This is a genomic window from Salmonella sp. NW884, assembly GCF_051700745.1.
In the GTDB taxonomy this organism is placed as follows: Bacteria; Pseudomonadota; Gammaproteobacteria; order Enterobacterales; family Enterobacteriaceae; genus Salmonella; species Salmonella enterica.
Map to the genome: position 1 here is coordinate 61173 of NZ_JAMMDE010000014.1, position 25123 is coordinate 86295.

The 25123-nt window shown below is 53.5% G+C and carries 19 protein-coding genes and 1 pseudogene; 15 read left to right on the forward strand and 5 right to left on the reverse strand.

The features are described from left to right. The first annotated feature begins 3 nt into the window (after nucleotides 1-3). From dnaN to gyrB, 3 genes are all read left to right on the forward strand, one after another. On the forward strand, nucleotides 4-1104 hold the full coding sequence (gene dnaN, locus NA197_RS21440; RefSeq protein ID WP_000673474.1) for a DNA polymerase III subunit beta: 1101 nt from the start codon (nucleotides 4-6) through the stop codon (nucleotides 1102-1104). 147 nt (nucleotides 1105-1251) lie between these two features. Then, nucleotides 1252-2325, forward strand: a complete 1074-nt coding sequence (gene recF, locus NA197_RS21445; RefSeq protein ID WP_000060081.1) for a DNA replication/repair protein RecF — start codon at nucleotides 1252-1254, stop codon at nucleotides 2323-2325. Nucleotides 2326-2353: 28 nt separating this feature from the next. Next, complete coding sequence (gyrB, locus tag NA197_RS21450) at nucleotides 2354-4768, forward strand: DNA topoisomerase (ATP-hydrolyzing) subunit B (protein ID WP_000072047.1); 2415 nt, start codon at nucleotides 2354-2356, stop codon at nucleotides 4766-4768. A 6-nt stretch (nucleotides 4769-4774) separates the two neighbouring features. Here gyrB and NA197_RS21455 read toward each other — a convergent pair whose 3' ends face one another. The 3 genes from NA197_RS21455 to NA197_RS21465 form a co-directional block, all read right to left on the reverse strand. Beyond that, nucleotides 4775-5683: a LysR family transcriptional regulator gene (locus tag NA197_RS21455; RefSeq protein WP_023243348.1), complete on the reverse strand. Its 909-nt coding sequence runs from the start codon at nucleotides 5681-5683 to the stop codon at nucleotides 4775-4777. 114 nt (nucleotides 5684-5797) lie between these two features. Beyond that, complete coding sequence (locus NA197_RS21460) at nucleotides 5798-6991, reverse strand: mandelate racemase/muconate lactonizing enzyme family protein (protein ID WP_000975828.1); 1194 nt, start codon at nucleotides 6989-6991, stop codon at nucleotides 5798-5800. Between the two features lie 13 nt (nucleotides 6992-7004). Next, nucleotides 7005-8267: an MFS transporter gene (locus NA197_RS21465; RefSeq protein WP_000061246.1), complete on the reverse strand. Its 1263-nt coding sequence runs from the start codon at nucleotides 8265-8267 to the stop codon at nucleotides 7005-7007. Between the two features lie 288 nt (nucleotides 8268-8555). Here NA197_RS21465 and yidA point away from each other — a divergent pair, with 288 nt between their 5' ends. From yidA to NA197_RS21495, 6 genes are all read left to right on the forward strand, one after another. Then, on the forward strand, nucleotides 8556-9401 hold the full coding sequence (gene yidA / locus NA197_RS21470) for a sugar-phosphatase (RefSeq protein ID WP_000985570.1): 846 nt from the start codon (nucleotides 8556-8558) through the stop codon (nucleotides 9399-9401). Between the two features lie 260 nt (nucleotides 9402-9661). Continuing rightward, on the forward strand, nucleotides 9662-10351 hold the full coding sequence (gene dgoR / locus NA197_RS21475) for a D-galactonate utilization transcriptional regulator DgoR (protein ID WP_000174317.1): 690 nt from the start codon (nucleotides 9662-9664) through the stop codon (nucleotides 10349-10351). Continuing rightward, entirely contained in the window at nucleotides 10348-11226 is an 879-nt protein-coding gene (locus NA197_RS21480; protein WP_000127128.1) for a 2-dehydro-3-deoxygalactonokinase, read from the forward strand. Before dgoR ends, NA197_RS21480 begins: the two co-directional genes overlap by 4 nt. Beyond that, the gene (locus tag NA197_RS21485; RefSeq protein ID WP_001198744.1) at nucleotides 11210-11827 is read left to right on the forward strand and encodes a 2-dehydro-3-deoxy-6-phosphogalactonate aldolase; all 618 of its coding nucleotides are present in this window, start codon (nucleotides 11210-11212) and stop codon (nucleotides 11825-11827) included. Before NA197_RS21480 ends, NA197_RS21485 begins: the two co-directional genes overlap by 17 nt. Further along, nucleotides 11824-12972 (forward strand): galactonate dehydratase, encoded by a 1149-nt coding sequence (dgoD, locus tag NA197_RS21490; protein ID WP_000704735.1) that lies wholly within the window; start codon nucleotides 11824-11826, stop codon nucleotides 12970-12972. The genes NA197_RS21485 and dgoD overlap by 4 nt, the downstream gene beginning before the upstream one ends. A gap of 84 nt (nucleotides 12973-13056) precedes the next feature. After that, nucleotides 13057-14394: an MFS transporter gene (locus NA197_RS21495; RefSeq protein ID WP_000253524.1), complete on the forward strand. Its 1338-nt coding sequence runs from the start codon at nucleotides 13057-13059 to the stop codon at nucleotides 14392-14394. A gap of 25 nt (nucleotides 14395-14419) precedes the next feature. On the opposite strand, the gene torS is transcribed toward NA197_RS21495, so the two are convergent. Continuing rightward, complete coding sequence (torS, locus tag NA197_RS21500) at nucleotides 14420-17155, reverse strand: TMAO reductase system sensor histidine kinase/response regulator TorS (RefSeq protein ID WP_079849419.1); 2736 nt, start codon at nucleotides 17153-17155, stop codon at nucleotides 14420-14422. 79 nt (nucleotides 17156-17234) lie between these two features. Here torS and torT point away from each other — a divergent pair, with 79 nt between their 5' ends. Next, nucleotides 17235-18275, forward strand: a complete 1041-nt coding sequence (gene torT / locus NA197_RS21505) for a TMAO reductase system periplasmic protein TorT (RefSeq protein WP_001202045.1) — start codon at nucleotides 17235-17237, stop codon at nucleotides 18273-18275. Here the strand turns inward: torT and torR are convergent. Continuing rightward, nucleotides 18248-18940, reverse strand: a complete 693-nt coding sequence (gene torR, locus NA197_RS21510) for a two-component system response regulator TorR (RefSeq protein WP_001747553.1) — start codon at nucleotides 18938-18940, stop codon at nucleotides 18248-18250. The two genes, torT and torR, sit on opposite strands and share 28 nt — an antisense overlap. Nucleotides 18941-19069: 129 nt before the next feature. On the opposite strand from torR, the gene torC reads away from it, so the two are divergent. The 5 genes and pseudogenes from torC to NA197_RS21535 all read left to right on the forward strand — a co-directional run. Continuing rightward, on the forward strand, nucleotides 19070-20254 hold the full coding sequence (gene torC / locus NA197_RS21515) for a pentaheme c-type cytochrome TorC (RefSeq protein ID WP_001230254.1): 1185 nt from the start codon (nucleotides 19070-19072) through the stop codon (nucleotides 20252-20254). Beyond that, complete coding sequence (torA, locus tag NA197_RS21520; RefSeq protein WP_064000774.1) at nucleotides 20244-22796, forward strand: trimethylamine-N-oxide reductase TorA; 2553 nt, start codon at nucleotides 20244-20246, stop codon at nucleotides 22794-22796. Before torC ends, torA begins: the two co-directional genes overlap by 11 nt. Next, a complete protein-coding gene (torD, locus tag NA197_RS21525) occupies nucleotides 22789-23421 on the forward strand; it encodes a molecular chaperone TorD (RefSeq protein ID WP_000595421.1) in 633 nt (210 codons plus the stop codon). The genes torA and torD overlap by 8 nt, the downstream gene beginning before the upstream one ends. Nucleotides 23422-23610: 189 nt before the next feature. Further along, the gene (locus tag NA197_RS21530; RefSeq protein WP_000724469.1) at nucleotides 23611-25011 is read left to right on the forward strand and encodes a cytochrome-c peroxidase; all 1401 of its coding nucleotides are present in this window, start codon (nucleotides 23611-23613) and stop codon (nucleotides 25009-25011) included. A 5-nt stretch (nucleotides 25012-25016) separates the two neighbouring features. Next, a pseudogene (locus NA197_RS21535) lies at nucleotides 25017-25123 on the forward strand (cytochrome c biogenesis heme-transporting ATPase CcmA); the annotation flags it as partial.

Below are 25123 nucleotides of genomic sequence, written 5' to 3' on the forward strand. Positions count from 1 at the left end.
CCTATGAAATTTACCGTTGAACGTGAACATTTATTAAAACCGCTTCAGCAGGTCAGCGGCCCGCTGGGCGGTCGTCCTACGCTGCCGATTCTCGGTAACCTGCTCCTCCAGGTAGCGGACGGTACGCTTTCTCTGACCGGCACCGATCTTGAAATGGAGATGGTCGCGCGCGTTACGCTTTCTCAGCCGCATGAGCCAGGCGCCACTACCGTGCCGGCGCGGAAATTCTTTGATATCTGCCGCGGCCTGCCGGAGGGCGCGGAGATTGCCGTTCAGTTGGAAGGCGATCGGATGCTGGTGCGTTCTGGCCGTAGCCGCTTCTCGCTGTCTACGCTGCCTGCCGCCGATTTCCCGAATCTTGACGACTGGCAAAGCGAAGTTGAATTTACGCTGCCGCAGGCCACGATGAAGCGCCTGATTGAAGCGACCCAGTTTTCGATGGCCCATCAGGATGTGCGCTACTACTTAAACGGTATGCTGTTTGAAACGGAAGGTAGCGAACTGCGCACTGTCGCGACCGACGGCCACCGCCTGGCGGTGTGCTCAATGCCGCTGGAAGCGTCTTTACCCAGCCACTCGGTGATTGTGCCGCGTAAAGGCGTGATTGAACTGATGCGTATGCTCGACGGCGGCGAAAACCCGCTGCGCGTGCAGATCGGCAGTAATAATATCCGCGCGCACGTCGGCGACTTTATCTTTACCTCGAAGCTGGTGGATGGTCGCTTCCCGGATTACCGTCGCGTTCTGCCGAAGAATCCGGATAAACATCTGGAAGCGGGCTGCGATATCCTCAAGCAGGCGTTTGCCCGCGCGGCAATCCTCTCGAATGAGAAATTCCGCGGCGTGCGTCTGTACGTCAGTGAGAATCAGCTCAAAATCACCGCCAATAACCCGGAGCAGGAAGAAGCGGAAGAGATTCTGGACGTGAGCTACGGCGGGACGGAGATGGAAATCGGCTTTAACGTTAGCTATGTGCTGGACGTGCTCAATGCGCTGAAGTGCGAAACCGTGCGCATTATGCTGACGGATTCCGTATCCAGCGTACAGATTGAGGATGCGGCGTCACAGAGTGCTGCCTACGTTGTTATGCCAATGAGGCTGTAGAATCTGAAAAGGGGCTGGTTTACTTGCCATTTCGCCTCCCGGCAGTGCTCGAAATGCTCACGTACTTCGTGTACGCTCCGCTTTCTGCGCGCTGGCGGTAGACGAACTGGCTGCGACACACACGCCCCTGGACGAATGTACTAATATATGTCACTGACGCGCCTTTTAATCAAAGACTTCCGCAACATAGAAAATGCGGATCTCGCTTTATCCCCCGGCTTTAATTTCCTGGTTGGCGCCAACGGTAGCGGCAAAACCAGCGTGCTGGAAGCTATTTATACGCTTGGCCACGGTCGGGCGTTTCGCAGTTTGCAGCCTGGCCGCGTGATTCGTCATGAGCAGGAAGCGTTTGTTCTTCACGGGCGCCTGCAGGGCGAAGAGCGTGAGACGTCGATTGGCTTAACCAAAGATAAGCAGGGCGACAGCAAAGTCCGTATCGATGGTACCGACGGTCACAAGATCGCGGAGCTGGCGCATTTAATGCCGATGCAGTTGATTACGCCGGAGGGGTTTACTTTACTCAACGGCGGCCCCAAATACAGAAGAGCGTTCCTTGACTGGGGATGCTTTCACAACGAAGCCGGATTCTTCACCGCCTGGAGCAACCTGAAACGATTGCTGAAACAGCGTAATGCTGCGCTGCGCCAGGTGAGTCGTTATGAGCAATTGCGCCCGTGGGATAAAGAGCTGATTCCGCTGGCGGAACAAATTAGTACCTGGCGGGCGGAGTACAGTAGCGCTATCGCACAGGACATGGCGGATACCTGTCAGCAGTTTTTACCTGAATTTTCCCTGACGTTCTCTTTCCAGCGCGGCTGGGAGAAAGAGACAGACTATGCGGACGTGCTGGAGCGAAGCTTTGAGCGTGACCGTATGTTGACCTACACCGCGCACGGGCCGCATAAAGCGGACTTTCGCATTCGCGCCGACGGCGCGCCGGTGGAAGATACCCTGTCGCGCGGGCAGCTAAAGTTATTGATGTGCGCCTTACGTCTGGCGCAGGGCGAGTTCCTCACCCGCGAAAGCGGGCGGCGCTGCCTGTACCTGATAGATGATTTTGCCTCTGAACTTGACGATGCGCGTCGCGGACTGCTGGCCAGCCGCTTAAAAGCCACGCAATCGCAGGTCTTTGTCAGCGCAATTAGCGCTGAACACGTGATAGACATGTCGGATGAAAATTCGAAGATGTTTACCGTGGAAAAGGGTAAAATAACGGATTAACCCAAGATTAAATGAGCGAGAAACGTTGATGTCGAATTCTTATGACTCCTCCAGTATCAAAGTCCTGAAAGGGCTGGATGCGGTGCGTAAGCGCCCGGGTATGTATATCGGCGACACGGATGACGGCACCGGTCTGCACCACATGGTATTCGAGGTGGTAGATAACGCTATCGACGAAGCGCTCGCAGGTCACTGTAAAGATATCGTCGTGACTATTCACGCCGATAACTCCGTGTCCGTAACGGATGATGGCCGTGGCATTCCGACCGGGATTCACCCGGAAGAAGGCGTCTCGGCGGCGGAAGTGATCATGACCGTTCTGCACGCGGGCGGTAAATTTGACGATAACTCCTATAAAGTCTCCGGCGGTCTGCACGGCGTGGGCGTCTCGGTAGTCAACGCTCTGTCGCAAAAACTGGAACTGGTTATCCAGCGAGATGGCAAAATTCACCGTCAGATCTACGAGCACGGCGTGCCGCAGGCACCCCTGGCCGTCACTGGCGATACCGATAAAACCGGCACGATGGTACGTTTCTGGCCGAGCCACGAAACCTTCACTAACGTCACTGAATTTGAATATGAGATCCTGGCGAAACGCCTGCGTGAACTGTCATTCCTGAACTCAGGCGTCTCCATCCGCCTGCGCGACAAGCGCGATGGCAAAGAAGATCATTTCCACTACGAAGGCGGTATCAAGGCGTTTGTTGAATATCTCAACAAGAATAAAACGCCGATTCACCCGAATATCTTCTACTTCTCCACCGAAAAAGACGGTATCGGAGTCGAAGTAGCGCTGCAGTGGAACGATGGTTTCCAGGAAAACATCTACTGCTTTACCAACAACATTCCGCAGCGCGACGGCGGTACTCACCTGGCAGGCTTCCGTGCGGCGATGACCCGTACGCTGAACGCCTACATGGACAAAGAAGGCTACAGCAAAAAAGCCAAAGTCAGCGCCACCGGCGACGATGCCCGTGAAGGTCTGATTGCGGTGGTTTCCGTAAAAGTACCGGATCCGAAATTCTCCTCACAGACCAAAGATAAGCTGGTCTCTTCCGAGGTGAAATCGGCGGTAGAACAGCAGATGAACGAACTGCTGAGCGAATACCTGCTGGAAAACCCATCTGACGCGAAAATTGTCGTCGGCAAAATTATCGACGCCGCGCGTGCGCGTGAAGCGGCGCGTCGCGCCCGTGAAATGACCCGTCGTAAAGGCGCGCTCGATTTAGCCGGTCTGCCGGGCAAACTGGCGGACTGTCAGGAACGCGACCCGGCGCTGTCCGAACTGTACCTGGTGGAAGGGGACTCCGCGGGCGGCTCTGCGAAGCAGGGGCGTAACCGCAAGAACCAGGCGATTCTGCCGCTGAAAGGTAAAATCCTTAACGTCGAGAAAGCGCGCTTCGACAAGATGCTTTCCTCCCAGGAAGTGGCGACGCTGATCACCGCGCTGGGCTGCGGTATCGGTCGCGACGAGTACAACCCGGACAAGCTGCGCTATCACAGCATCATCATCATGACCGATGCGGACGTCGACGGCTCGCACATCCGTACGCTGCTGTTGACCTTCTTCTATCGTCAGATGCCGGAAATCGTCGAGCGCGGCCACGTCTACATTGCCCAGCCGCCGCTGTACAAAGTGAAGAAAGGCAAGCAGGAACAGTACATCAAAGACGACGAAGCGATGGATCAGTACCAGATTTCCATCGCGCTTGACGGTGCGACTCTGCACGCGAACGCTCATGCGCCAGCGCTATCCGGCGAAGCGTTAGAAAAACTGGTCTCTGAATATAACGCCACGCAGAAAATGATTGGTCGTATGGAGCGTCGCTTCCCGAAAGCGCTGCTCAAAGAGCTGGTGTATCAGCCAACTCTGACCGAAGCCGATCTTTCTGATGAGCAGACTGTAACGCGTTGGGTGAATGCGCTGATTACCGAGCTGAATGAGAAAGAGCAGCACGGCAGTCAGTGGAAGTTCGATGTTCATACTAATACGGAACAGAATCTGTTCGAGCCGATCGTTCGCGTGCGTACGCATGGCGTGGATACCGATTATCCGTTGGATCACGAGTTTGTGACCGGCGCGGAATATCGTCGTATCTGCACGCTGGGCGAGAAGCTGCGCGGTCTGATTGAAGAGGACGCGTTTATTGAACGCGGCGAGCGTCGCCAGCCGGTAACCAGCTTCGAGCAGGCGCTGGAGTGGCTGGTGAAAGAATCACGTCGCGGTCTGGCTATCCAGCGTTATAAAGGTCTGGGTGAAATGAACCCGGATCAGCTGTGGGAAACCACCATGGACCCGGAAAGCCGCCGTATGCTGCGCGTGACCGTCAAAGATGCGATTGCTGCCGACCAGCTGTTCACTACGCTGATGGGCGATGCCGTTGAACCGCGTCGCGCATTTATCGAAGAGAACGCCCTGAAAGCGGCGAACATCGATATTTAACCTGCCTTAATCCCCGGCCCGCCGCTGGCTGGCCGGGGCATCATGATGTTCATCCATATATCTGAATAGAAACTCTTTAAAGCGCTGCGTGGCGGGCGTTTGCGCGCGCCACGCATGGAAATAAAGGTTCATATTGCGCCGCAGCGGAGGCGTGAGCGAACAGGTCGCTAATTGATAGCTTTTGGCGTAATGGCGGGAAAAGGTTCCGGCGATCACCACGCCTTCACACTGCGCCGCCAGCGACATGGCGGTCGCCATATGTTCCACCGTCATTTTGGGCTTAATGCGCACGCCAGCGGTCGCGGAGATCATCGGAATGGATTCGTTGCCTACGGCAATCAGCTCTTCGCTCTGAATCTCTTCCCAACGCACCGTTTTTTTATGCAGCCGATAGTCCGGATGGCAGTACAGGGCGATTTCCGTTGTGAACAGCGTTTGTTTGTCGATTTCCGGCTCCAGCGGCCGCTCCGGGCCGATACCAAAATCGGCTTCTCCCAACATAATGCTCTTTTGCAATTGCGACATGGGCTTATCAATAAGCTGTACGTGGGTATGCGGATGCTGCCGCTTAAAGGCATGGATGATTTGCGGCAGAAAAGCACAGGCGATCAGCGGCGCGCCAACAACCCGCACCAGGGATTTTTTGATCTCTTTCAGGTCGCGGGCATAATTTTCGGCCCGTTGAAACTCTTCAACAACCCGCATGGCGGCGGGTAAAAACTTTTCGCCGTCGGGCGATAGCTTCACCACGCGCGAAGTGCGGTCGAAAAGGGAAACCTCCATCTGGCTTTCCATTTCGTTGATTAAACCACTAACAGCTCCCTGCGTGATGCACAGATATTTGCTGGCGGCGGTAAAACTACGCAAATCCGCGACGGCCAGAAACGCGCGAAATTGCCGGATAGTTAAATTCATTTGCCACCTGTGTTACCCCTTTACTGAGAGGATTTTATCTCAGGCTGGATAAGGTCGCGTTGATACGACTCGCAAATACAGGGTGTCTGCCTGCGGCGCAGGCAGACAGTTGGCTTATTTTACGGTAATGGTCGGCGACTTTTTCATGGTTTCTTCGGTCAGCTCCTGGCCGATGCCGGGAAGCTCCGGAACGTCGTACATGCCGTTTTTCGGCAGGTAGTTGTACTTACAGGTTTGCGTATTCGGCTCCAGCAGCGCATACCGGTGCAGTTCGTGGATGACGAAGTTAGGGATCGCGGTTTCCATATGCAGCGCCACTGCTGTGGAAATCGGCCCGCCGCAAACGTGGATTTGCACCGTTTTGTCATAAACATGCGCCATATCGCAGATTTTCTTCACTTCGGTGATGCCGCCGCAGGTGCAAATATCTGGCTGAATAACGCTCAGGCTGCCGTTTTCCAGGAAAGGACGGTATCCCCAGCGCCAGTATATACGTTCGCCAGCCGCCAGCGGAATATTGACCTTATCGGCAACCTGCTTCATCTGCGCGGGGTTCAACGGCATGACCGGCTCTTCGTAGTAGAAGATGCCCAGTTCTTCGATCATGCGGCCAAACTGAATCGCCGAGGTGGTATCCGTAAAGGCATGCATTTCGGCGATGATATCCACGTCCGGGCCGACTGCATCGCGAATGGCGGCCATACGGTCGTAGCCCAGACGCAGGATTTTATCGGTGAGAGGCCCGTTGAGGTTTTGCTGGTTCCAGTTGCCGTGGCGATCCATTGCGACGGTATCCACTTTTATCGCGTCATAGCCTTCGCTGACGGCGGTCAGCGCCGCCTGTGCATACTGCTCCGGCTCGGTCAGCATATCTTTATCGCTGCCGTCCCCCCAACCAAACTGTAACTGACTGGCGTAGGTTCTGATTTTCTCGCGGCTTTTGCCGCCAAGCATTTTATACAGCGGCACGCCCCACGCTTTGCCTTTGATATCCCACAGCGCGATATCGATACCGCTCATTGCTGCGGAAAAGATGCCGCCGCCGCCTTGTCCCCAGAAGGTTTTTTTGAGCATTTTTTCCCAGATAGCTTCGTTATTCATCGGGTCCATGCCGATGATAATGGCGGCTAAATCTTTTGCCATGCCGATGCCTGCGGAGGCGCCGACGCCGTAGGCCAACCCGACTTCGCCAAAACCGGAAATGCCCTCGTCGGTATTAATTTTTACCACCACCGGACGCCATTTGCTGGTGGCGGATGCAAAATCATTAGCAACATCAATAATATCAATGCTGGTAATTTTCATCATTTACTCCTTGTGATTAATATTTTTTAATCGTTAAAACGAATGCAGATACCACGGCGATAGCGCTGATGAAAACCAGACATAATAAGCCGCCGGTATAGGTTCCTGTAATAGAGATAAATAAACCGATAAATACTGGTGATAATGATGACAGGCCGTTCGCGACGCCGTTCATTACGCCGCTGGCGGCGGAAATAGATTTCCCGGACACCATCCCTTGTAATAATGTCCACGCAACAGGCGTACCCATCGTGCAAAAAGCGACGGCGAAGGAGAGTAGTACCGCTGACATATATTTGTGTTCGGTTATTGTGCCGAAATAGATACTGATACCGGCGAAAAACATTAACACCATTAATATGGGGGCGCTGCGTCCTATTTTATCGACGAAGACGCCCGCGGCGGCTTTGGAAAATATCGACAAGACAAACGGCAGCGACGCCAGCCAGCCCATTTCTGCCCAGCTAAATCCTCTGGCTGATTTAAGATAGGTTGGCAGCCAGGTAATCATCCCCCAGTACAGGCATTGCAGACACAGGTACCATAGCACCAGCAACCAGTAGCAATAGTTGGTAATCACCGGTTTTACCCGCAACATAAAACTTTCGCTGCTGCTTGCGCTTTCCGTTTCCTGCCCGGCTTTGATATAAGCCAGTTCCTGCTCGCTGATACCTTTAAGTTGTTCTGGTTTATCAGCAACATATCGCCATAGCAGCCAGAGTGGAATTAACCCGAGAGCGGCGCATAAAAAGAAGTTGGAACGCCAGCCGTGGGTGCCTATCCACCAGGTGAAAAAAGGCATCGCAATGGCGGGCGCGACCGACTGGCCGACGATCCACGCTGCGTTTGCCCGGCCACGCTCCTGCTTCGGAAACCAGTTTTTAATAAATACGCTTTGCAGCGGATAATAAAAACCCTCTCCGATACCCAGTAATATGCGGCAAATAATAATTAATGCAAACGATGTCGCAACTCCGCCAATAATTAAGGCGATGGTCCAGATTAGGATACAAAGCATCATCGCTTTTCTCGGGCCAAGGTAGTCGCCAAGTGGTGATAATACAACATTAGCGATACCATAAGCGGCAAGAAAAACGGTCATCATCATGCCAATTTGCAATGGCATGCCTTCAATACCCATATAGGCTAAGAAGGGTTCGTTTGCGGCTAATACCGAAACATTAACGCGGTCGAGATAGGCAATAAATATTCCAATAAATAAACAGGCAACGATTAAAAATCTTTTCCTGCCAGGCGGGGCGGTAAGGGCCATCGACATTTGGCGATCTCCTTTAATTAAATTAACATCATTTTTGTTTATTTTTACAATAGGGTGATTTATGACCAGGGTAACAATATCGATGAGATTAGAAAAACGGTATTTTCTGTTTGATTAATGAGGTTATCTAATAAATGTGAGTATTCACTGCACAAAACTCGCCTTCTGTACTGAGCAAAAGAGGAAGGTTTGTCTTATTCTTTAGCCCCGTTTATCCCTGACTCTTTTGCTGTTTTTTGAGCGGAATCGCGTTAGCATGAGTCAGGACTCATTTAATGCGGGGATTTCATGGCTATTAAACTCATTGCTATCGACATGGATGGCACCCTTTTGCTGCCCGATCACACCATTTCTCCGGCGGTTAAAAACGCGATTGCCGCTGCGCGTGAAAAAGGGGTAAACGTGGTGCTGACCACAGGCCGTCCGTATGCGGGTGTGCACAGCTATCTGAAAGAACTTCATATGGAACAACCCGGCGACTACTGCATCACCTACAACGGGGCGCTGGTGCAGAAAGCAGGGGATGGCAGTACGGTGGCGCAAACGGCGCTCAGCTATGATGACTACCGTTATCTGGAAAAACTATCCCGTGAGGTGGGTTCTCACTTTCACGCATTAGACCGAAATACGCTTTATACCGCTAACCGCGATATCAGCTACTACACGGTGCATGAGTCGTATGTGGCGACCATTCCGCTGGTATTTTGTGAAGCGGAGAAGATGGACCCGAACACCCAGTTCCTGAAAGTTATGATGATCGATGAGCCTGCCGTTCTCGACCGAGCGATTGCGCGTATACCGGCAGAGGTGAAGGAAAAGTATACCGTGCTGAAAAGTGCGCCGTACTTCCTTGAAATCCTCGATAAACGGGTTAATAAAGGCACCGGCGTAAAATCACTGGCCGAGGCGCTGGGAATTAAGCCAGAGGAGGTGATGGCGATTGGCGATCAGGAAAACGACATTGCGATGATCGAATACGCCGGTATGGGCGTGGCAATGGACAACGCCATTCCGTCGGTCAAAGAGGTGGCTAACTTTGTGACTAAATCGAACCTTGAAGATGGTGTTGCCTGGGCGATTGAAAAATTTGTGCTGAACCCCGATCACTCATCCGGCCATTTCCCCGCCCGATAAGGCATAGTCGCCATCGGGCAAATACGCGCTTAACGACCCGCACTTGCTGCGGGTTTTTTTATGTCTTTCGTTTACGTCTTATAACGTTTCCATAACCAATTGTCGTTTTTGTGATCTAAATTGTAGTACAACATAATTGTGTTGTACTACATTAATGACATGATAACGACGGTTGATATCACGCTAGTACTACAAAATTGCGGCGTAATTCAGCTATCGCGGTAAAGTAAGAGAGTTCACATCGAGCACAAGGACTCTCTATGACTCTCAATAAAACCGATCGCATCGTTATCACGCTGGGCAAACAGATTGTCAGCGGTAAATACGTACCCGGTTCGGCGCTGCCAGCGGAAGCGGATCTGTGCGAGGAGTTTGAAACGTCGCGCAACATCATTCGCGAAGTGTTTCGTTCGCTTATGGCGAAGCGGCTAATTGAAATGAAGCGCTATCGCGGCGCGTTTATCGCACCGCGTAACCAGTGGAATTATCTCGATACCGACGTGCTGCAATGGGTGCTGGAAAATGACTACGACCCGAGGCTTATCAGCGCGATGAGCGAAATACGAAACCTGGTGGAGCCAGCAATAGCACGCTGGGCGGCGGAACGGGCAACATCAAGCGATCTGGCTGAAATTGAGTCGGCGCTAAACGACATGATTGCCAACAACCAGGACCGGGAAGCGTTTAACGAGGCGGATATTCGCTATCACGAGGCAGTGTTGCAGTCGGTGCATAACCCGGTGTTGCAACAGTTAAATGTAGCGATCAGCTCGCTACAGCGAGCGGTATTTGAACGGACCTGGATGGGCGATGCGGCCAACATGCCGAAAACGCTCCAGGAACATAAGGCGCTATTCGATGCGATACGGCATCAGGATGGCGATGCGGCAGAGCAGGCGGCATTAACCATGATCGCCAGCTCGACACGAAGGTTAAAGGAAATCACATGACAGCTCGCTACATCGCAATTGACTGGGGATCGACCAATCTGCGCGCCTGGCTTTACCAGGGCGACAAATGCCTGGAGAGCAGGCAATCAGAAGCAGGCGTTACACGCCTGAACGGTAAATCTCCTGACGCGGTGTTAGCAGAAGTCACAACACACTGGCGCGACAGCGCCACCCCCGTGGTAATGGCGGGCATGATCGGCAGTAACGTAGGCTGGCAAAATGCGCCTTATCTGCCGGTTCCCGCCCTGTTCTCCGCTATTGGCGAACAGTTAACCGCCGTTGGCGACAACATCTGGATCATCCCCGGATTGTGTGTCTCACGCGAGGATAACCACAACGTGATGCGCGGCGAAGAGACGCAACTGCTTGGCGCCCGCGAACTTTCTCCTTCTTCTGTCTATGTCATGCCCGGCACGCATTGCAAATGGGTACAGACTGATACGCAACAAATTCATGATTTTCGTACTGTGATGACAGGCGAACTCCATCACTTGTTGCTGCGTCACTCGCTGGTCGGGGCTGGTTTGCCGGAACAGGAAGCTTCTGGCGACGCCTATGCCGCGGGGCTGGAGCGCGGTCTTAATTCTCCTGCCGTCCTGCCTTCTCTTTTTGAGGTTCGCGCCTCGCACGTGTTGGGGCATCTTGCGCGTGAGCAGGTCAGCGACTTCCTCTCCGGCCTGTTGATTGGTGCGGAAGTCGCCAGCATGAGCGAATCCTTCGCGGCGCAACAGGCTATCACTCTCGTCGCTGGACCCGCGCTGATCTTACGTTACCAACAGGCGTTTCGTGCTATTGGGCGTGATGTTTCAACCGTGGATGGCGATATGGCATTTCAGGCTGGAATAAGGAGCATCGCTCATGCAGTGGCAAACTAATCTCCCTCTCATCGCTATCTTACGCGGTATTACGCCCGATGATGCCCTGGCGCACGTTGGCGCGGTGGTGGATGCGGGATTTGACGCTATAGAAATTCCGCTTAACTCCCCACAGTGGGAAAAAAGCATTTCTTCCGTGGTGAAGGCGTATGGCGGCAGGGCGCTTATTGGCGCTGGTACCGTACTGAAACCGGAACAGGTAGACCAGCTTGCCGGGATGGGCTGCAAGCTGGTCGTCACGCCAAATATCCAACCGGAGGTGATCCGTCGGGCAGTGAGCTATGGCATGACCGTGTGTCCGGGCTGCGCCACGGCAACGGAAGCCTTTGCTGCGCTGGATGCAGGCGCACAGGCGTTAAAAATTTTCCCATCATCGGCGTTTGGTCCGGGCTACATCAGCGCGCTGAAAGCGGTACTTCCGCCGGATGTTCCGCTATTTGCCGTCGGCGGCGTGACGCCGGAAAACCTGGCGCAATGGATTAAAGCCGGCTGTGTGGGCGCGGGACTGGGTAGCGATCTCTATCGCGCCGGGCAATCCGTTGAACGCACCGCGCAGCAGGCTGCGGCATTTGTTAATGCGTATCGAGAGGCAGTGAAATGAAAATAACTCACATCACCACGTACCGTTTACCTCCACGTTGGATGTTCCTGAAAATAGAAACGGATGAAGGCGTGGTTGGCTGGGGAGAGCCGGTCATTGAAGGTCGGGCACGTACTGTAGAGGCGGCAGTACATGAGTTTGCCGACTACCTGATAGGGAAAGATCCGGCGCGTATCAACGACCTGTGGCAGGTAATGTACCGGGCCGGTTTTTATCGCGGCGGCCCGATTATGATGAGCGCCATCGCCGGTATTGACCAGGCATTGTGGGATATCAAAGGCAAGGTGTTGAATGCGCCGGTCTGGCAGCTCATGGGCGGCCTGGTGCGCGACAAAATCAAGGCCTATAGCTGGGTGGGCGGCGATCGTCCGGCAGACGTCATTGACGGTATTGAAAAATTGCGCGGTATTGGTTTTGACACCTTCAAGCTGAACGGCTGTGAAGAGATGGGCGTGATTGATAACTCTCGTGCGGTGGATGCGGCGGTCAATACCGTGGCGCAAATCCGCGAAGCTTTCGGCAGTGAAATTGAGTTTGGGCTCGATTTCCACGGTCGCGTTAGCGCGCCGATGGCGAAGGTGCTGATTAAAGAACTGGAACCCTATCGTCCGCTGTTTATTGAAGAGCCGGTGCTGGCGGAACAGGCGGAATATTATCCGCGCCTGGCAGCGCAAACGCATATTCCGATTGCCGCAGGCGAACGTATGTTCTCGCGTTTTGAATTTAAACGCGTGCTGGACGCGGGCGGGTTGGCGATTCTACAGCCGGATTTATCCCACGCGGGCGGCATTACCGAATGCTATAAAATCGCCGGAATGGCGGAAGCATATGATGTGGCGCTGGCGCCGCATTGCCCGCTGGGTCCAATCGCCCTGGCTGCCTGCCTGCATATCGATTTTGTTTCGCGCAACGCGGTATTCCAGGAGCAGAGCATGGGCATTCACTATAACAAGGGCGCGGAGCTGCTCGACTTTGTGAAAAACAAAGAAGACTTCAGCATGGACGGCGGCTTCTTTAAACCCTTAACCAAACCGGGTCTTGGCGTAGACATTGACGAGGCCAGGGTGATTGAACTTAGCAAAAGCGCGCCGGACTGGCGTAATCCGTTGTGGCGGCACGCTGACGGATCGGTAGCCGAGTGGTGATCGCCACGCAGTAGGCTCAACAAACGTCGCCCTCCGGGCAACCCAATTTAAATATAAAAACACACCCTCTGTAATTTACAGGGCATGGTGAGCGGCCTCGCTATGCCCAGAATCTGGAGACAGATGACGATGGATATTTCAGTTACAGCAGCACAGCCGGGGCGTCGCCGCTATCTGACGCTGGTGATGATCTTTATTACCGTGGTGATTTGCTACGTCGATCGCGCCAACCTTGCCGTGGCTTCCATGCATATTCAAAAAGAATTCGGCATTACCAAAGCGGAAATGGGCTATGTCTTCTCCGCTTTTGCCTGGCTCTATACGTTATGCCAGATCCCCGGCGGCTGGTTTCTCGACCGTATTGGGTCCCGGCTGACCTATTTTATCGCTATCTTCGGCTGGTCAGTCGCGACGCTATTGCAGGGGTTTGCGACGGGACTATTGTCGCTTATCGGCCTGCGCGCTATTACCGGGATTTTCGAGGCACCAGCCTTTCCGGCAAATAACCGGATGGTCACTAGCTGGTTTCCGGAGCATGAGCGCGCATCCGCAGTCGGGTTCTACACCTCCGGACAGTTCGTCGGACTGGCATTCCTTACGCCGCTGCTGATCTGGATTCAGGAAATGCTGAGCTGGCACTGGGTCTTTATCGTCACCGGCGGTATCGGGATTATCTGGTCATTGGTCTGGTTTAAGGTTTACCAACCGCCGCGTTTGACGAAAAGCCTTAGCCAGGCTGAGCTGGAGTATATTCGCGATGGCGGCGGTCTGGTGGATGGCGATGCGCCAGCGAAAAAAGAGGCCCGCCAGCCGCTGACGAAAGCCGACTGGAAACTGGTGTTTCATCGTAAGCTGGTGGGCGTCTACCTCGGTCAGTTCGCCGTAAACTCTACGCTATGGTTCTTTCTGACCTGGTTCCCTAATTATCTGACCCAGGAAAAAGGCATTACCGCGCTAAAAGCGGGCTTTATGACGACCGTACCGTTTCTGGCTGCCTTTTTTGGCGTACTGCTCTCCGGCTGGCTGGCGGATAAACTGGTGAAAAAAGGCTTCTCGCTGGGCGTGGCGCGCAAAACGCCGATTATTTGCGGTTTGCTCATCTCCACATGCATTATGGGCGCTAACTACACTAACGATCCGTTGTGGATTATGGCGTTGATGGCGATAGCTTTCTTCGGCAACGGATTTGCGTCCATTACCTGGTCGTTAATCTCTTCGCTTGCGCCGATGCGGTTGATTGGCCTTACCGGCGGTATGTTTAACTTTATCGGCGGGTTGGGCGGGATTAGCGTACCGTTAGTGATTGGTTATCTGGCGCAAAGCTACGGTTTTGCTCCGGCGCTGGTCTATATCTCCGTTGTGGCCCTGCTGGGCGCGCTGTCTTACATCCTGTTAGTGGGCGATGTGAAACGCGTCGGATAAGTTGGCCGTGGCGAGCCGGAAGTCATTATGGCGAAGGATGATCGGCTATCCATGCGTCGAGCGCCGTCACTCCCTGCGTCACGATAGTTTTAATATCTATATCGCTAAGCGGTTGCAACTCCAGTTCCCGACAGGCTTCGGTTGCCTGCGTCATCCCCAGGCTGGCGCAGCCGCTTTTTAATTTATGCGCCAGCCGCTTAATGTTAACGTCGTCATTCATGGCGCGCGCCGCCTCGATCTCCTCGACTAAAGGCAGCGCGCTGTCTTTGAATAAGGCGACCCATTGCTGGAGTTTTTCCGGGCCGACAGACGCCATATCGCCGGCAAGCTGATGTTCATTCAACATCGCCCGCGCGTTGTGAGATTTGCCCTGTAAATAGTGCGCTATCATGCGGTAAAGCTCCTCGCGGGGAACGGGCTTTTGAATAATCCCGCAGAAAAGACCGGCGGTACGCTGACGAAGATTATCGTCTATCACATGCGCGCTAAAACCAATGCGTTTCATGGCGGGATACTGACTCATCAACTGCTGCGCCAGGGTTAAGCCGTCATAATCCGGTAAATCAAAATCCACCAGCGCCACATCAAAGGACTCGCCTTCGGCTAAACAGCGTAGCGCGTCATTCGCGCTTTCAGCTACTGAGACCTTCACCCCTTTACCCGTGAGCATTTCAGCGGTAATACGCTGCGTTAGCATATTATCTTCAATCAGCAACAGGCGTAGTCCGTTAAGATTTATCGGTTCCCTGAACGCATTTTTGCTTGCGGGTTTGGGGTGGCGAACCGGCAGTTGTAAGCGAAAACAACTGCCAACATGAAGCGTACTGGTGACGGTTAGCGTCCCGCCCATCGCCTCTGCCAGGCTGGCGCTGATAGCCAGCCCCAGGCCCGTCCCGCCCCGGCGTCCAGTCGCCTGCACAAACGGTTTGAAAATAGCCGTCAGCTTTGCTTCAGGGATACCGCATCCGGTATCTTCAACCTCAATAAACCAGCTCTGATCGTCGCAAAACGTGCGCAGCACTATGCTGCCGCGATCGGTAAATTTCGCCGCATTACTTAAAAGATTAATCACAATTTGACGTATCCGGCGCGGATCGCCTTGTAGCGTGGAAGGGAGTTGCTCGCTAAAGTCGGTGATGAGCGCCACCTGCACGCGGCTGTGCATTAAATGCAGCGCGCTATTCAACAATTGTCGCGGTTCAAACGGTTCCTCGCTAATGGAAACGTTGGTGCCGCCTACTTCAATCGCTGAGTAATCAAGAATATCGTTAAGAATCGCCAGTAGCGATTCGCCTGAATCATTAATGGCCTGTAAGTCGTCGCGGTAGTTTGCCATGAGCGGTTTATCGGCCAGCAATTGTACCGTACCGAGAATGCCGTAAAGCGGCGTGCGAATTTCATGGCTCATGGCGGCAAGGAACGTCGATTTTGCCTCGTTGGCCTTTTCCGCTTCGGCGCGCGCCTGCCGGTGTTCCAGCACCAGCGCATGAAGCTCCGCCGTTTGCGAACGCACCTGTTCCGCCAAATCCTCACGATGGCGGTTCAATTTGCGCACGTTGGCGCGAAACGCTTCCATCAGACGGCTGATGGTATCCAGTTCGCTGACGCCAGCCGCCTCCGGAAACGGCGAATCAATATCGCCCTCCAGTAGCCGCTGTAAGGCCTGAGTTTGTTGCGCCAGCGGGCGGGATACGGAACGGTAAACCACTCGCCAAAGAATAAAACTTAATGAGCACAGCGCCAGGATGCCTAAGATCACTAACCCTATTTGCCCACGCTGACTGGCGTGTGTAAGACGCGCTAACCCAGCCTCGTTTCGTTTTTCGATGGCGTTCACCAACTGCGACACTTCCGTACTGAAGCGGGTAAACTGAAAGAGGTTATTGGCCATAAGCGTTTGAAGCTGGTCGCGGATGGCGTTTTCCTTACGAAACAGGGTAACCAGTGTGGTGTACTGGTTTATTTTCTCCAGCGCGTCGGCGATTTGGGCGCGAACGGTAGGATCTTCTATACGCTGCTGGCGGCGGGATAAAATTTTAACCAACTGATTAAGTTTTTCATCGGTTTCCTCGGCATCGCTCAGCCCTTGCGCGTCTTTTAAGGTCACAATGAGTTGCTTAAACCGCAGGGCATTGACCCGCAACTCATTCATCTGATTCACATACTCAAGGTCGATATCAATCAGCCGGTCAAGCGCGCGTTCAGCCTGATCCCCTTTACCGCTTTCGATAAGATCGTAAATACCGGCCTGGGTGGCGCCCGCAGATGTCGCTGCATTATTGGCTTGACCGTGAGCCTGGGCGGCAATGCTTTCCGCCGCCTCCGCAATCTGGCGGCTTAACTGCTGTTGCTGTGCGCGCAGCGTGAGAATTTCACCGACCAGCGTTCCCTGCTGCCCAAGCGTTTGCGCAATCTCTTTTTCTTGCCGGGCGATGGCCGAGGTATTAAACCCCTGCTCGCTTAATGCCTGCAAAAGATGGTTAATTTTAAGGCTTTGCGCTTTCAGCATCTTCCCCTGCGCCAGCCAAACGCCCTCGCTGTCGGCATTGGTCAGATTTTGCGCGGAAAAGAGCTCGTAAGCGCTGGCTTCGCTTAACTGCCTGGCCATATTCATCGTGGGGAGCAGCGCTTGCGTATTGGTTTGCTCCACCTGACTAATGACGCGCAGGCTTATCCAGCCGATCACGGTGCTGAGCAGGGTAAGTGCCGCCATCAGGGCGAAGGCCAGCCATAATCTGCGGGTCAGTGAAGGCGTTGACATTTATGCGCCGCGGGTGAAATGGGTTGAGTTGCCGCCGGAAAAACCATTAGGATAAAACCTTGTTGCTGGTGGGGCTATCATGCGCGCGCTTATTTCGTTCTTTTTTTTGATAATCATCGTCTCGAATGTAGAAACGGCGTCAGCCGAAACCGGGTTGCTACACTGGACGCGCGCCGATCGGGCGATTCCCTGGCGGCAAACGTCAGTCAATGCGAGTAAACCCTGGAAACTGTGCGCATTATACCCCAGCCTGAAAGATTCTTACTGGTTGTCCGTCAACTACGGGATGCAAAAAGCGGCCAAATTGTATGGCGTTGATTTAAAAGTGCTGGAAGCGAATGGCTATCGGCAACTGGCGACGCAACAACAGCAAATGACGCAGTGCCGGGAGTGGGGCGCCGACGCTATTCTGCTTGGCAGCAGTACCGATCGTTTCCCGGAGCTGGAACGATATGCCGGTAATGTGCCGGTTATTGAACTGGTGAACATGATTCACGATGCCAGCGTCGCAACCCGCATTGGTCTGCCGTGGTTTCAGATGGGGTATCTGCCGGGACGTTTCCTGGTGCAGTGGAGCAAAGGAAAAGCGCTTAACGTTTTACTCTTCCCGGGGCCGGAAGAAGCCGGCGGCAGTCAGGAGATGGTGGCGGGTTTTCGTCAGGCAATTAAAGGCAGCGCCATCAACATTGTGGATATCGCCTGGGGCGATAACGACATTGAAGTGCAGCGAAACTTACTCCAGGAAATGCTGGAGCGTCATCCGGACGCCAATGTGGTCGCCGGGTCGGCGATAGCGGCGGAGGCGGCGATGGGCGAAGGGCGAAATTTGACGACTCCGCTCACGATTGTCTCATTTTATCTGACGCATCAGGTTTATCGCGGTTTAAAACGCGGCCATATCCTGATGGCGCTCAGCGATCAGATGGCCTGGCAGGGAGAATTAGCGATAACGCAGTCGATTAAGGTCTTACAGGGGCAACCGGTACCTGAAAATATCAGCCCGCCGGTGCTTATTTTGACGCATAACAACGCTGACAGCGCGCGCGTTCGTCGTTCGCTATCGCCTCCGGGATTTCGGCCCGTCTATCTGTATCAATACACCTCCGAGGCTAAAAAGTAGCCTTCGCCATGCTGTGTGACCAACAGTTCCGGCGTAATTTTATGGCGTAAGCGGCGAACCAGGACATCAATCGTGCGGAGATCCGGAGTCTCTACGCGGCGGGCGGAAAGCATTCGCAGCAGGCGTTCACGATGCAGCACTTTGCCTGGGTTGGTCACAAAGGCCAGCAGTAGCTCGTACTCCGCGCGCGTAAGCTTAATGGCTTCACCGTTGTACTCCAGCGTGTGATTCATCACGTTCAGGCAGTAGCCGGAAAACATATAGCAGTTTTCACTGGCATTTTGCGGCGTGGGGCGGGCCAGATCGATGCGCCACAAAAGATTTTTCACCCGCACTACCAGCTCGCGCAGTTCCAGCGGCTTGGTGACGTAGTCGTCCGCGCCCATCTCCAGTCCGACGATGCGGTCGATTTGGTCGCAACGCCCCGTCACCAGAATAATGCCCACCGTGGAGCGTTCGCGTAGCGCCCTGGTCAGCATCAACCCGTTTTCATCGGGGAGGTTGATATCCAGCAGGATCAGCGAAACGTGCTCATGCTCCATGATGTCACGCAGGCCCGCGCCGCTGTCGGTCACCGAAACGCGATACCCCTCCTGCTCAAAATAGGCCTGTAATCTGGCCTGAGTAACAGGTTCATCCTCAACAATAACAATGTGATGTGACATCCTGCGCGCGGTCTCTTTCTGTTCATATCTGTTCATATATTGCCGTATCCCGTTCATCCTGACCAGTGACGCTGTTCATATTTGCGGAATAAGATCTGCGCATTAAACCATATAATTATAGGGGCTATTATGCGAAAACTCTGGAGAGCGCTACTCAGGCCAAGCGCCCGTTGGTCGATACTGGCGCTGGTCATTGTCGGGATTGTGATCGGCGTTGCGCTGATCGTGTTACCTCACGTCGGTATCAAACTGACCAGTACGACAGAGTTTTGCGTCAGCTGCCATAGTATGCAGCCGGTGTATCAGGAATATAAACAGTCCGTACATTTCCAGAACGCTTCCGGCGTACGCGCGGAATGCCACGATTGCCATATCCCCCCTGATATTCCAGGCATGGTGAAACGTAAGCTGGAAGCCAGCAACGATCTTTACCAGACATTTATTGCCCACTCGATTGATACCCCGGAAAAATTTGAAGCCAAACGCGCCGAGCTTGCCGAGCGTGAATGGGCGCGCATGAAAGAGAATAATTCCGCGACCTGTCGTTCCTGCCATAACTACGATGCGATGGATCACGCGAAACAGAACCCGGAAGCGGCGCGGCAAATGAAAATCGCCGCGAAAGAAAATCAATCCTGCATCGACTGTCATAAAGGGATTGCCCACCAGCTACCGGATATGAGCAGCGGTTTCCGCAAACAGTTTGATGAACTGCGCGCCAGCGCCAGTACGCATAATGACGGCGATACGCTCTATTCGCTGGATATCAAGCCGATTTACGCCGCTAAAGGCGATAAAGAACCGGCAGGTTCGCTGTTACCTGCTTCTGAAGTGAAAGTCCTTAAACGGGACGGTGACTGGTTGCAAGTGCAAATCGAAGGCTGGACGGAGACGGACGGTCGCCAGCGCGTGCTGACGCAGTTGCCCGGTAAACGTATTTTTGTCGCCTCGATTCGCGGCGATGTGCAACAGCATGTGAAAACGCTGGAAGAGACCACCGTCGCGGCGACCAATACTCAGTGGAGCAAATTACAGGCAACTGCGTGGATGCAAAAAGGCGACATGGTAAATGACATTAAACCGATTTGGGCCTATGCCGACTCCCTCTATAACGGCACCTGTAATCAGTGTCACGGCGCGCCGGACAAAGCGCACTTTGACGCTAACGGCTGGATCGGCACGCTCAACGGCATGATCGGTTTCACCAGTCTGGATAAGCGTGAAGAACGTACCTTGTTGAAATATCTCCAGATGAATGCGTCTGATACCACCAACACGCCGCACAGTGATAAGGGAGAACACAATGAAAAATAAGGACACGCTACACGTCTCTCGTCGACGTTTTCTGGCGCAGCTTGGCGGCTTGACGGTGGCAGGAATGCTGGGGCCGTCACTGCTGACGCCCCGTAGCGCCCGCGCAGCGGATGCCGTTGCGCCAGGCGCCGCGACGAAAGAGGGTATCCTGACCGGTTCTCACTGGGGGGCGATTCGCGCCACGGTGGTTGACGGTCGATTTGTGGCGGCAAAACCGTTTGAACAGGATAAATACCCGTCCAAAATGATCGCCGGTCTGCCCGATCACGTCCACAACGCGGCGCGTATCCGTTATCCGATGGTGCGTGTCGACTGGATGCGCAAAGGTCATCAAAGCGACACCTCGCAGCGCGGCGATAATCGTTTTGTGCGCGTCTCCTGGGATGAAGCGCTGGATCTGTTCTATCAGGAACTGGAGCGGGTGCAAAAAACCTACGGGCCGAGCGCGCTACTGACGGCGAGCGGCTGGCAATCTACCGGCATGTTCCATAACGCCTCCGGGATGCTGGCGCGCGCGATTGCGCTACATGGCAATAGCGTTAGCACGGGAGGGGACTATTCGACCGGCGCGGCGCAGGTGATTCTGCCGCGCGTGGTGGGTTCAATGGAAGTGTACGAGCAGCAAACGTCATGGCCTCTGGTTTTACAGAACAGTAAAACGATTGTGCTATGGGGTTCTGATATGGTGAAAAACCAGCAGGCAAACTGGTGGTGCCCGGATCACGATGTCTATCAGTACTATGAACAATTAAAAGAGAAAGTTGCCAGCGGCGCTATCTCGGTCATCAGCATCGACCCGGTCGTCACCTCCACGCACGATTATCTGGGGCGCGATAAGGTCAAACATATCGCCATTAACCCGCAGACGGATGTCCCGTTACAACTGGCGCTGGCGCATACCCTGTACAGCGAGAAACTGTACGATAAAAATTTCCTCGATAACTATTGTGTCGGTTTTGACCAGTTCCTCCCCTATTTGCTGGGCGAAAAAGATGGACAGCCCAAAGATGCCGCCTGGGCGGAAAAACTGTGCGGTATTGACGCCGACACTATCCGCGCGTTGGCGCGGCAGATGGCGGGCGACAGAACGCAAATCATCGCTGGCTGGTGCGTGCAACGTATGCAGCATGGCGAACAGTGGTCATGGATGGTCGTCGTGCTGGCGGCAATGCTGGGACAGATTGGTTTACCGGGCGGCGGCTTTGGTTTTGGCTGGCACTACAACGGCGCCGGGACGCCTGGCCGTAAAGGGATCATTTTAAGCGGCTTTTCCGGTTCGACGACCGTTCCGCCAGTGCACGACAGCACGGATTACAAAGGCTACAGCAGCACCATTCCTATTGCGCGTTTTATGGATGCCATCCTTGAACCGGGCAAGGTCATTAACTGGAACGGCAAATCGGTTAAATTACCGCCGCTGAAGATGTGCGTGTTCGCCGGAACCAACCCGTTCCACCGACACCAACAAATTAACCGCATAATTGAAGGCTGGCGCAAGCTGGAAACGGTCATCGCTATTGATAACCAGTGGACGTCGACCTGCCGCTTTGCGGATATCGTTTTGCCGGCTACCACCCAATTTGAGCGTAACGACCTCGATCAATTCGGCAACCACTCTAACCGCGGTATTATCGCCATGAAACAGGTGGTGTCGCCGCAGTTTGAAGCGCGTAACGACTTTGATATTTTCCGCGATCTCTGCCGACGCTTTAACCGTGAAGCGGCATTTACGGAAGGCCTTGATGAAATGGGCTGGCTGAAACGCATCTGGCAGGAAGGGAGCCAGCAGGGAAAAGGTCGCGGTATCCACTTACCGACTTTCGAGGTGTTCTGGAATCAACAGGAGTACATCGAGTTTGATCATCCGCAGATGTTTGTGCGCCATCAGGCTTTCCGTGAAGATCCGGACCTGGAGCCGTTGGGCACGCCAAGCGGCTTGATCGAGATTTATTCCAAAACGATCGCCGACATGCAATACGACGATTGTCAGGGCCATCCCATGTGGTTCGAAAAAATCGAACGCTCGCATGGCGGGCCGGGATCGCAGCGCTGGCCGCTGCACTTACAGTCCGTCCACCCTGATTTCCGTCTGCATTCCCAACTGTGCGAGTCGGAAACGCTGCGTCAGCAATATGCCGTTGGCGGCAAGGAGCCGGTCTTTATTAACCCACAGGATGCCAGCGCGCGCGGGATCCGCAACGGTGACATCGTGCGGGTATTCAATGCACGCGGGCAGGTACTGGCGGGAGCGGTAGTTTCCGATCGCTATGCGCCGGGCGTGGCGCGAATTCATGAAGGCGCCTGGTACGATCCTGATAAAGGCGGCGATCTCAACGCGTTGTGTAAGTACGGCAACCCTAACGTATTAACGCTGGATATCGGTACATCACAGCTTGCGCAGGCGACCAGCGCGCATACGACGCTGGTGGAAATTGAAAAATATACCGGCCCTATTGATAACGTCACGGCGTTTAACGGTCCGGTCGAGATGGTCGCGCAGTGTGAATATGTACCCGCATCGCAGGGGAATCCGCATGATTAAGCAGCCAGCGCTTGCTCAGGAACAGTACGCCTGCGTATATGCATGGCTGGCGTTACTCTTTTTCCGGGAAGTGGATGATGAAGGGTTAATACAATTACAGTCCGCGGAGATCGCGGACTGGCTGGCGCTGTTAAAGCGTCAGCCTGCGCTGGCGGCGTCGGTGGCGTTACTCGAACAAAAAATTGCCGCGCTTAGCCTGCGCCAGGATGCGCAGCTGGAGCTGGCCGCAGATTTTTGCGGATTGTTCCTGATGACGGATAAAAAATCGGCCTTGCCCTACGCCTCGCAATACCCGCAGCAGGAACCCGGCATGATTAAACATTTATTGCTTGAAGCCGGGATGGAAGTCAACGACGATTTTAAAGAGCCGACCGACCACCTGGCGATTTATCTGGAATTACTCAGCCATTTACATTTTTCATTGGGTGAATCGTTCCAACAACGGAGAATGAATAAATTACGCCAGAAAACATTGTCGTCATTACTGGAATGGCTTCCGGAATTTACAAATAATTGCCTTAAGCATGATCCCTATGGTTTTTATGCTGCGTTAAGTCAATTATTGTTGGCTATCGTTCGTTTTGATGACGGAAAAGAGGATTTATCCATTGTTGCGGCTGAATAAACCCTGTGACGGGCATCGCAAAATAAATCTTACGATAGTCGGGGGTTATCATATCTATAGGTTTAGCCAATTGTAATTATTGATACCAATCAATATCCATGATGGGTTTGTATTTAGTATTGACGGGCCTCATGAGTAAAAAAATAAAATTTAATTAATCATGCCGCAATACCCCATAAGGATAGTGATATGAAAAAAATTACCCTCTATGCGACAACGGTTATCACCGTTGGGCTGTTATGTTATTTAGGTTTGTCCGGGTATGTATGGTATTACGACAAACAGCGCAGTAAAAAAAGCGATGTGCAGGCCTCGGTTGTGGGTGAAAATAATAAAATACTGGGTTATTTCAGGGAGAAAGGATGTGATTATTGTCATACGCCTTCCGCTGAATTGCCTTTTTATTCCTCTTTTCCGGTGGCAAAGCAGCTAATGGATTACGATATCCAGCTCGGCTACAAATCGTTTAACCTGGAGGCGGTACGGGCCGCCCTGATTGCGGATACGCCGGTGCCGCAAAGCGAACTGAATAAAATTGAATGGGTTATGCAACATCAGACCATGCCGCCAACCCGCTATGTCGCGCTGCACTGGGCGGGGGGCGTCAGCGATAAAGAGCGTACTGACATCCTGAACTGGATAGCCGATCAGCGTGAGCGCAACTATGCCAGCGCCGATACCGACGCCGCGCACCGGAATGAACCCGTTCAGCCTATTCCGCGCAATATTCCCGTCGATGCGAAAAAAGTCGACTTAGGTTTCCGCCTTTATCATGATGAACGTTTATCCGGCGACAGCACAATATCCTGTGCGCATTGTCACGCGTTAAATGCGGGCGGTGTCGATGGCAGAAAAACCTCAATTGGCGTTGGCGGTGCGGTAGGACCAATAAATGCGCCGACGGTATTCAACTCCGTATTTAATATCGAACAATTTTGGGATGGCCGTGCTGCAACCCTGCAGGAGCAAGCAGGCGGACCGCCGTTAAATCCTATTGAAATGGCTTCTAAATCCTGGGATGAAATTATTAGCAAGCTTGATAAAGATCCTGTCCTGAAAAAAGATTTCCAGGCGGTTTATCCGCAAGGATTTACCGGGGAAAATATTACTGATGCGATCGCCGAATTCGAAAAAACGTTGATAACGCCGGATTCCGCCTTTGATAAATGGCTACGTGGAGATGAAAATGCGCTGACCGCGCAACAGAAACACGGTTATCAATTATTTAAAGAGAATAAATGTGCAACCTGTCACGGCGGTATCATTTTAGGCGGGCGCTCTTTTGAACCATTGGGATTAAAGCGAGACTTTAATTTTGGCGAAATTACCGCAGCGGATATTGGTCGTATGAACGTCACCAAAGAGGTTCGCGATAAATTACGGCAAAAAGTCCCGGGCTTACGCAACGTCGCGTTAACAGCGCCTTATTTCCATCGGGGCGACGTACCGACGCTGGATGGCGCGGTAAAACTGATGCTGCGTTATCAGGTTGGCACCGATCTGCCGCAAAACGATATTGACGATATCGTCGCCTTCCTGGAAAGCCTGACCGGTGTTTATACGCCATATCAACCTGAATATGCGCAATGACAATGATGCTTGAAGCCAGAGATCTGTACTGCGAGCGGGACGAGAGGACGCTGTTTCGCGGGCTGTCGTTCACCGTGGACGCCGGGGAGTGGGTGCAGGTCACCGGCGGCAA

Coding starts and splice junctions, on each gene's coding strand:
- dnaN (WP_000673474.1), top strand. CDS start 4: ATGAAATTTACCGTTGAACGTGAACATTTATTAAAACCGCTTCAGCAG.
- recF (WP_000060081.1), top strand. CDS start 1,252: ATGTCACTGACGCGCCTTTTAATCAAAGACTTCCGCAACATAGAAAAT.
- gyrB (WP_000072047.1), top strand. CDS start 2,354: ATGTCGAATTCTTATGACTCCTCCAGTATCAAAGTCCTGAAAGGGCTG.
- NA197_RS21455 (WP_023243348.1), bottom strand. CDS start 5,683: ATGAATTTAACTATCCGGCAATTTCGCGCGTTTCTGGCCGTCGCGGAT.
- NA197_RS21460 (WP_000975828.1), bottom strand. CDS start 6,991: ATGATGAAAATTACCAGCATTGATATTATTGATGTTGCTAATGATTTT.
- NA197_RS21465 (WP_000061246.1), bottom strand. CDS start 8,267: ATGTCGATGGCCCTTACCGCCCCGCCTGGCAGGAAAAGATTTTTAATC.
- yidA (WP_000985570.1), top strand. CDS start 8,556: ATGGCTATTAAACTCATTGCTATCGACATGGATGGCACCCTTTTGCTG.
- dgoR (WP_000174317.1), top strand. CDS start 9,662: ATGACTCTCAATAAAACCGATCGCATCGTTATCACGCTGGGCAAACAG.
- NA197_RS21480 (WP_000127128.1), top strand. CDS start 10,348: ATGACAGCTCGCTACATCGCAATTGACTGGGGATCGACCAATCTGCGC.
- NA197_RS21485 (WP_001198744.1), top strand. CDS start 11,210: ATGCAGTGGCAAACTAATCTCCCTCTCATCGCTATCTTACGCGGTATT.
- dgoD (WP_000704735.1), top strand. CDS start 11,824: ATGAAAATAACTCACATCACCACGTACCGTTTACCTCCACGTTGGATG.
- NA197_RS21495 (WP_000253524.1), top strand. CDS start 13,057: ATGGTGAGCGGCCTCGCTATGCCCAGAATCTGGAGACAGATGACGATG.
- torS (WP_079849419.1), bottom strand. CDS start 17,155: ATGTCAACGCCTTCACTGACCCGCAGATTATGGCTGGCCTTCGCCCTG.
- torT (WP_001202045.1), top strand. CDS start 17,235: ATGCGCGCGCTTATTTCGTTCTTTTTTTTGATAATCATCGTCTCGAAT.
- torR (WP_001747553.1), bottom strand. CDS start 18,940: ATGTCACATCACATTGTTATTGTTGAGGATGAACCTGTTACTCAGGCC.
- torC (WP_001230254.1), top strand. CDS start 19,070: ATGCGAAAACTCTGGAGAGCGCTACTCAGGCCAAGCGCCCGTTGGTCG.
- torA (WP_064000774.1), top strand. CDS start 20,244: ATGAAAAATAAGGACACGCTACACGTCTCTCGTCGACGTTTTCTGGCG.
- torD (WP_000595421.1), top strand. CDS start 22,789: ATGATTAAGCAGCCAGCGCTTGCTCAGGAACAGTACGCCTGCGTATAT.
- NA197_RS21530 (WP_000724469.1), top strand. CDS start 23,611: ATGAAAAAAATTACCCTCTATGCGACAACGGTTATCACCGTTGGGCTG.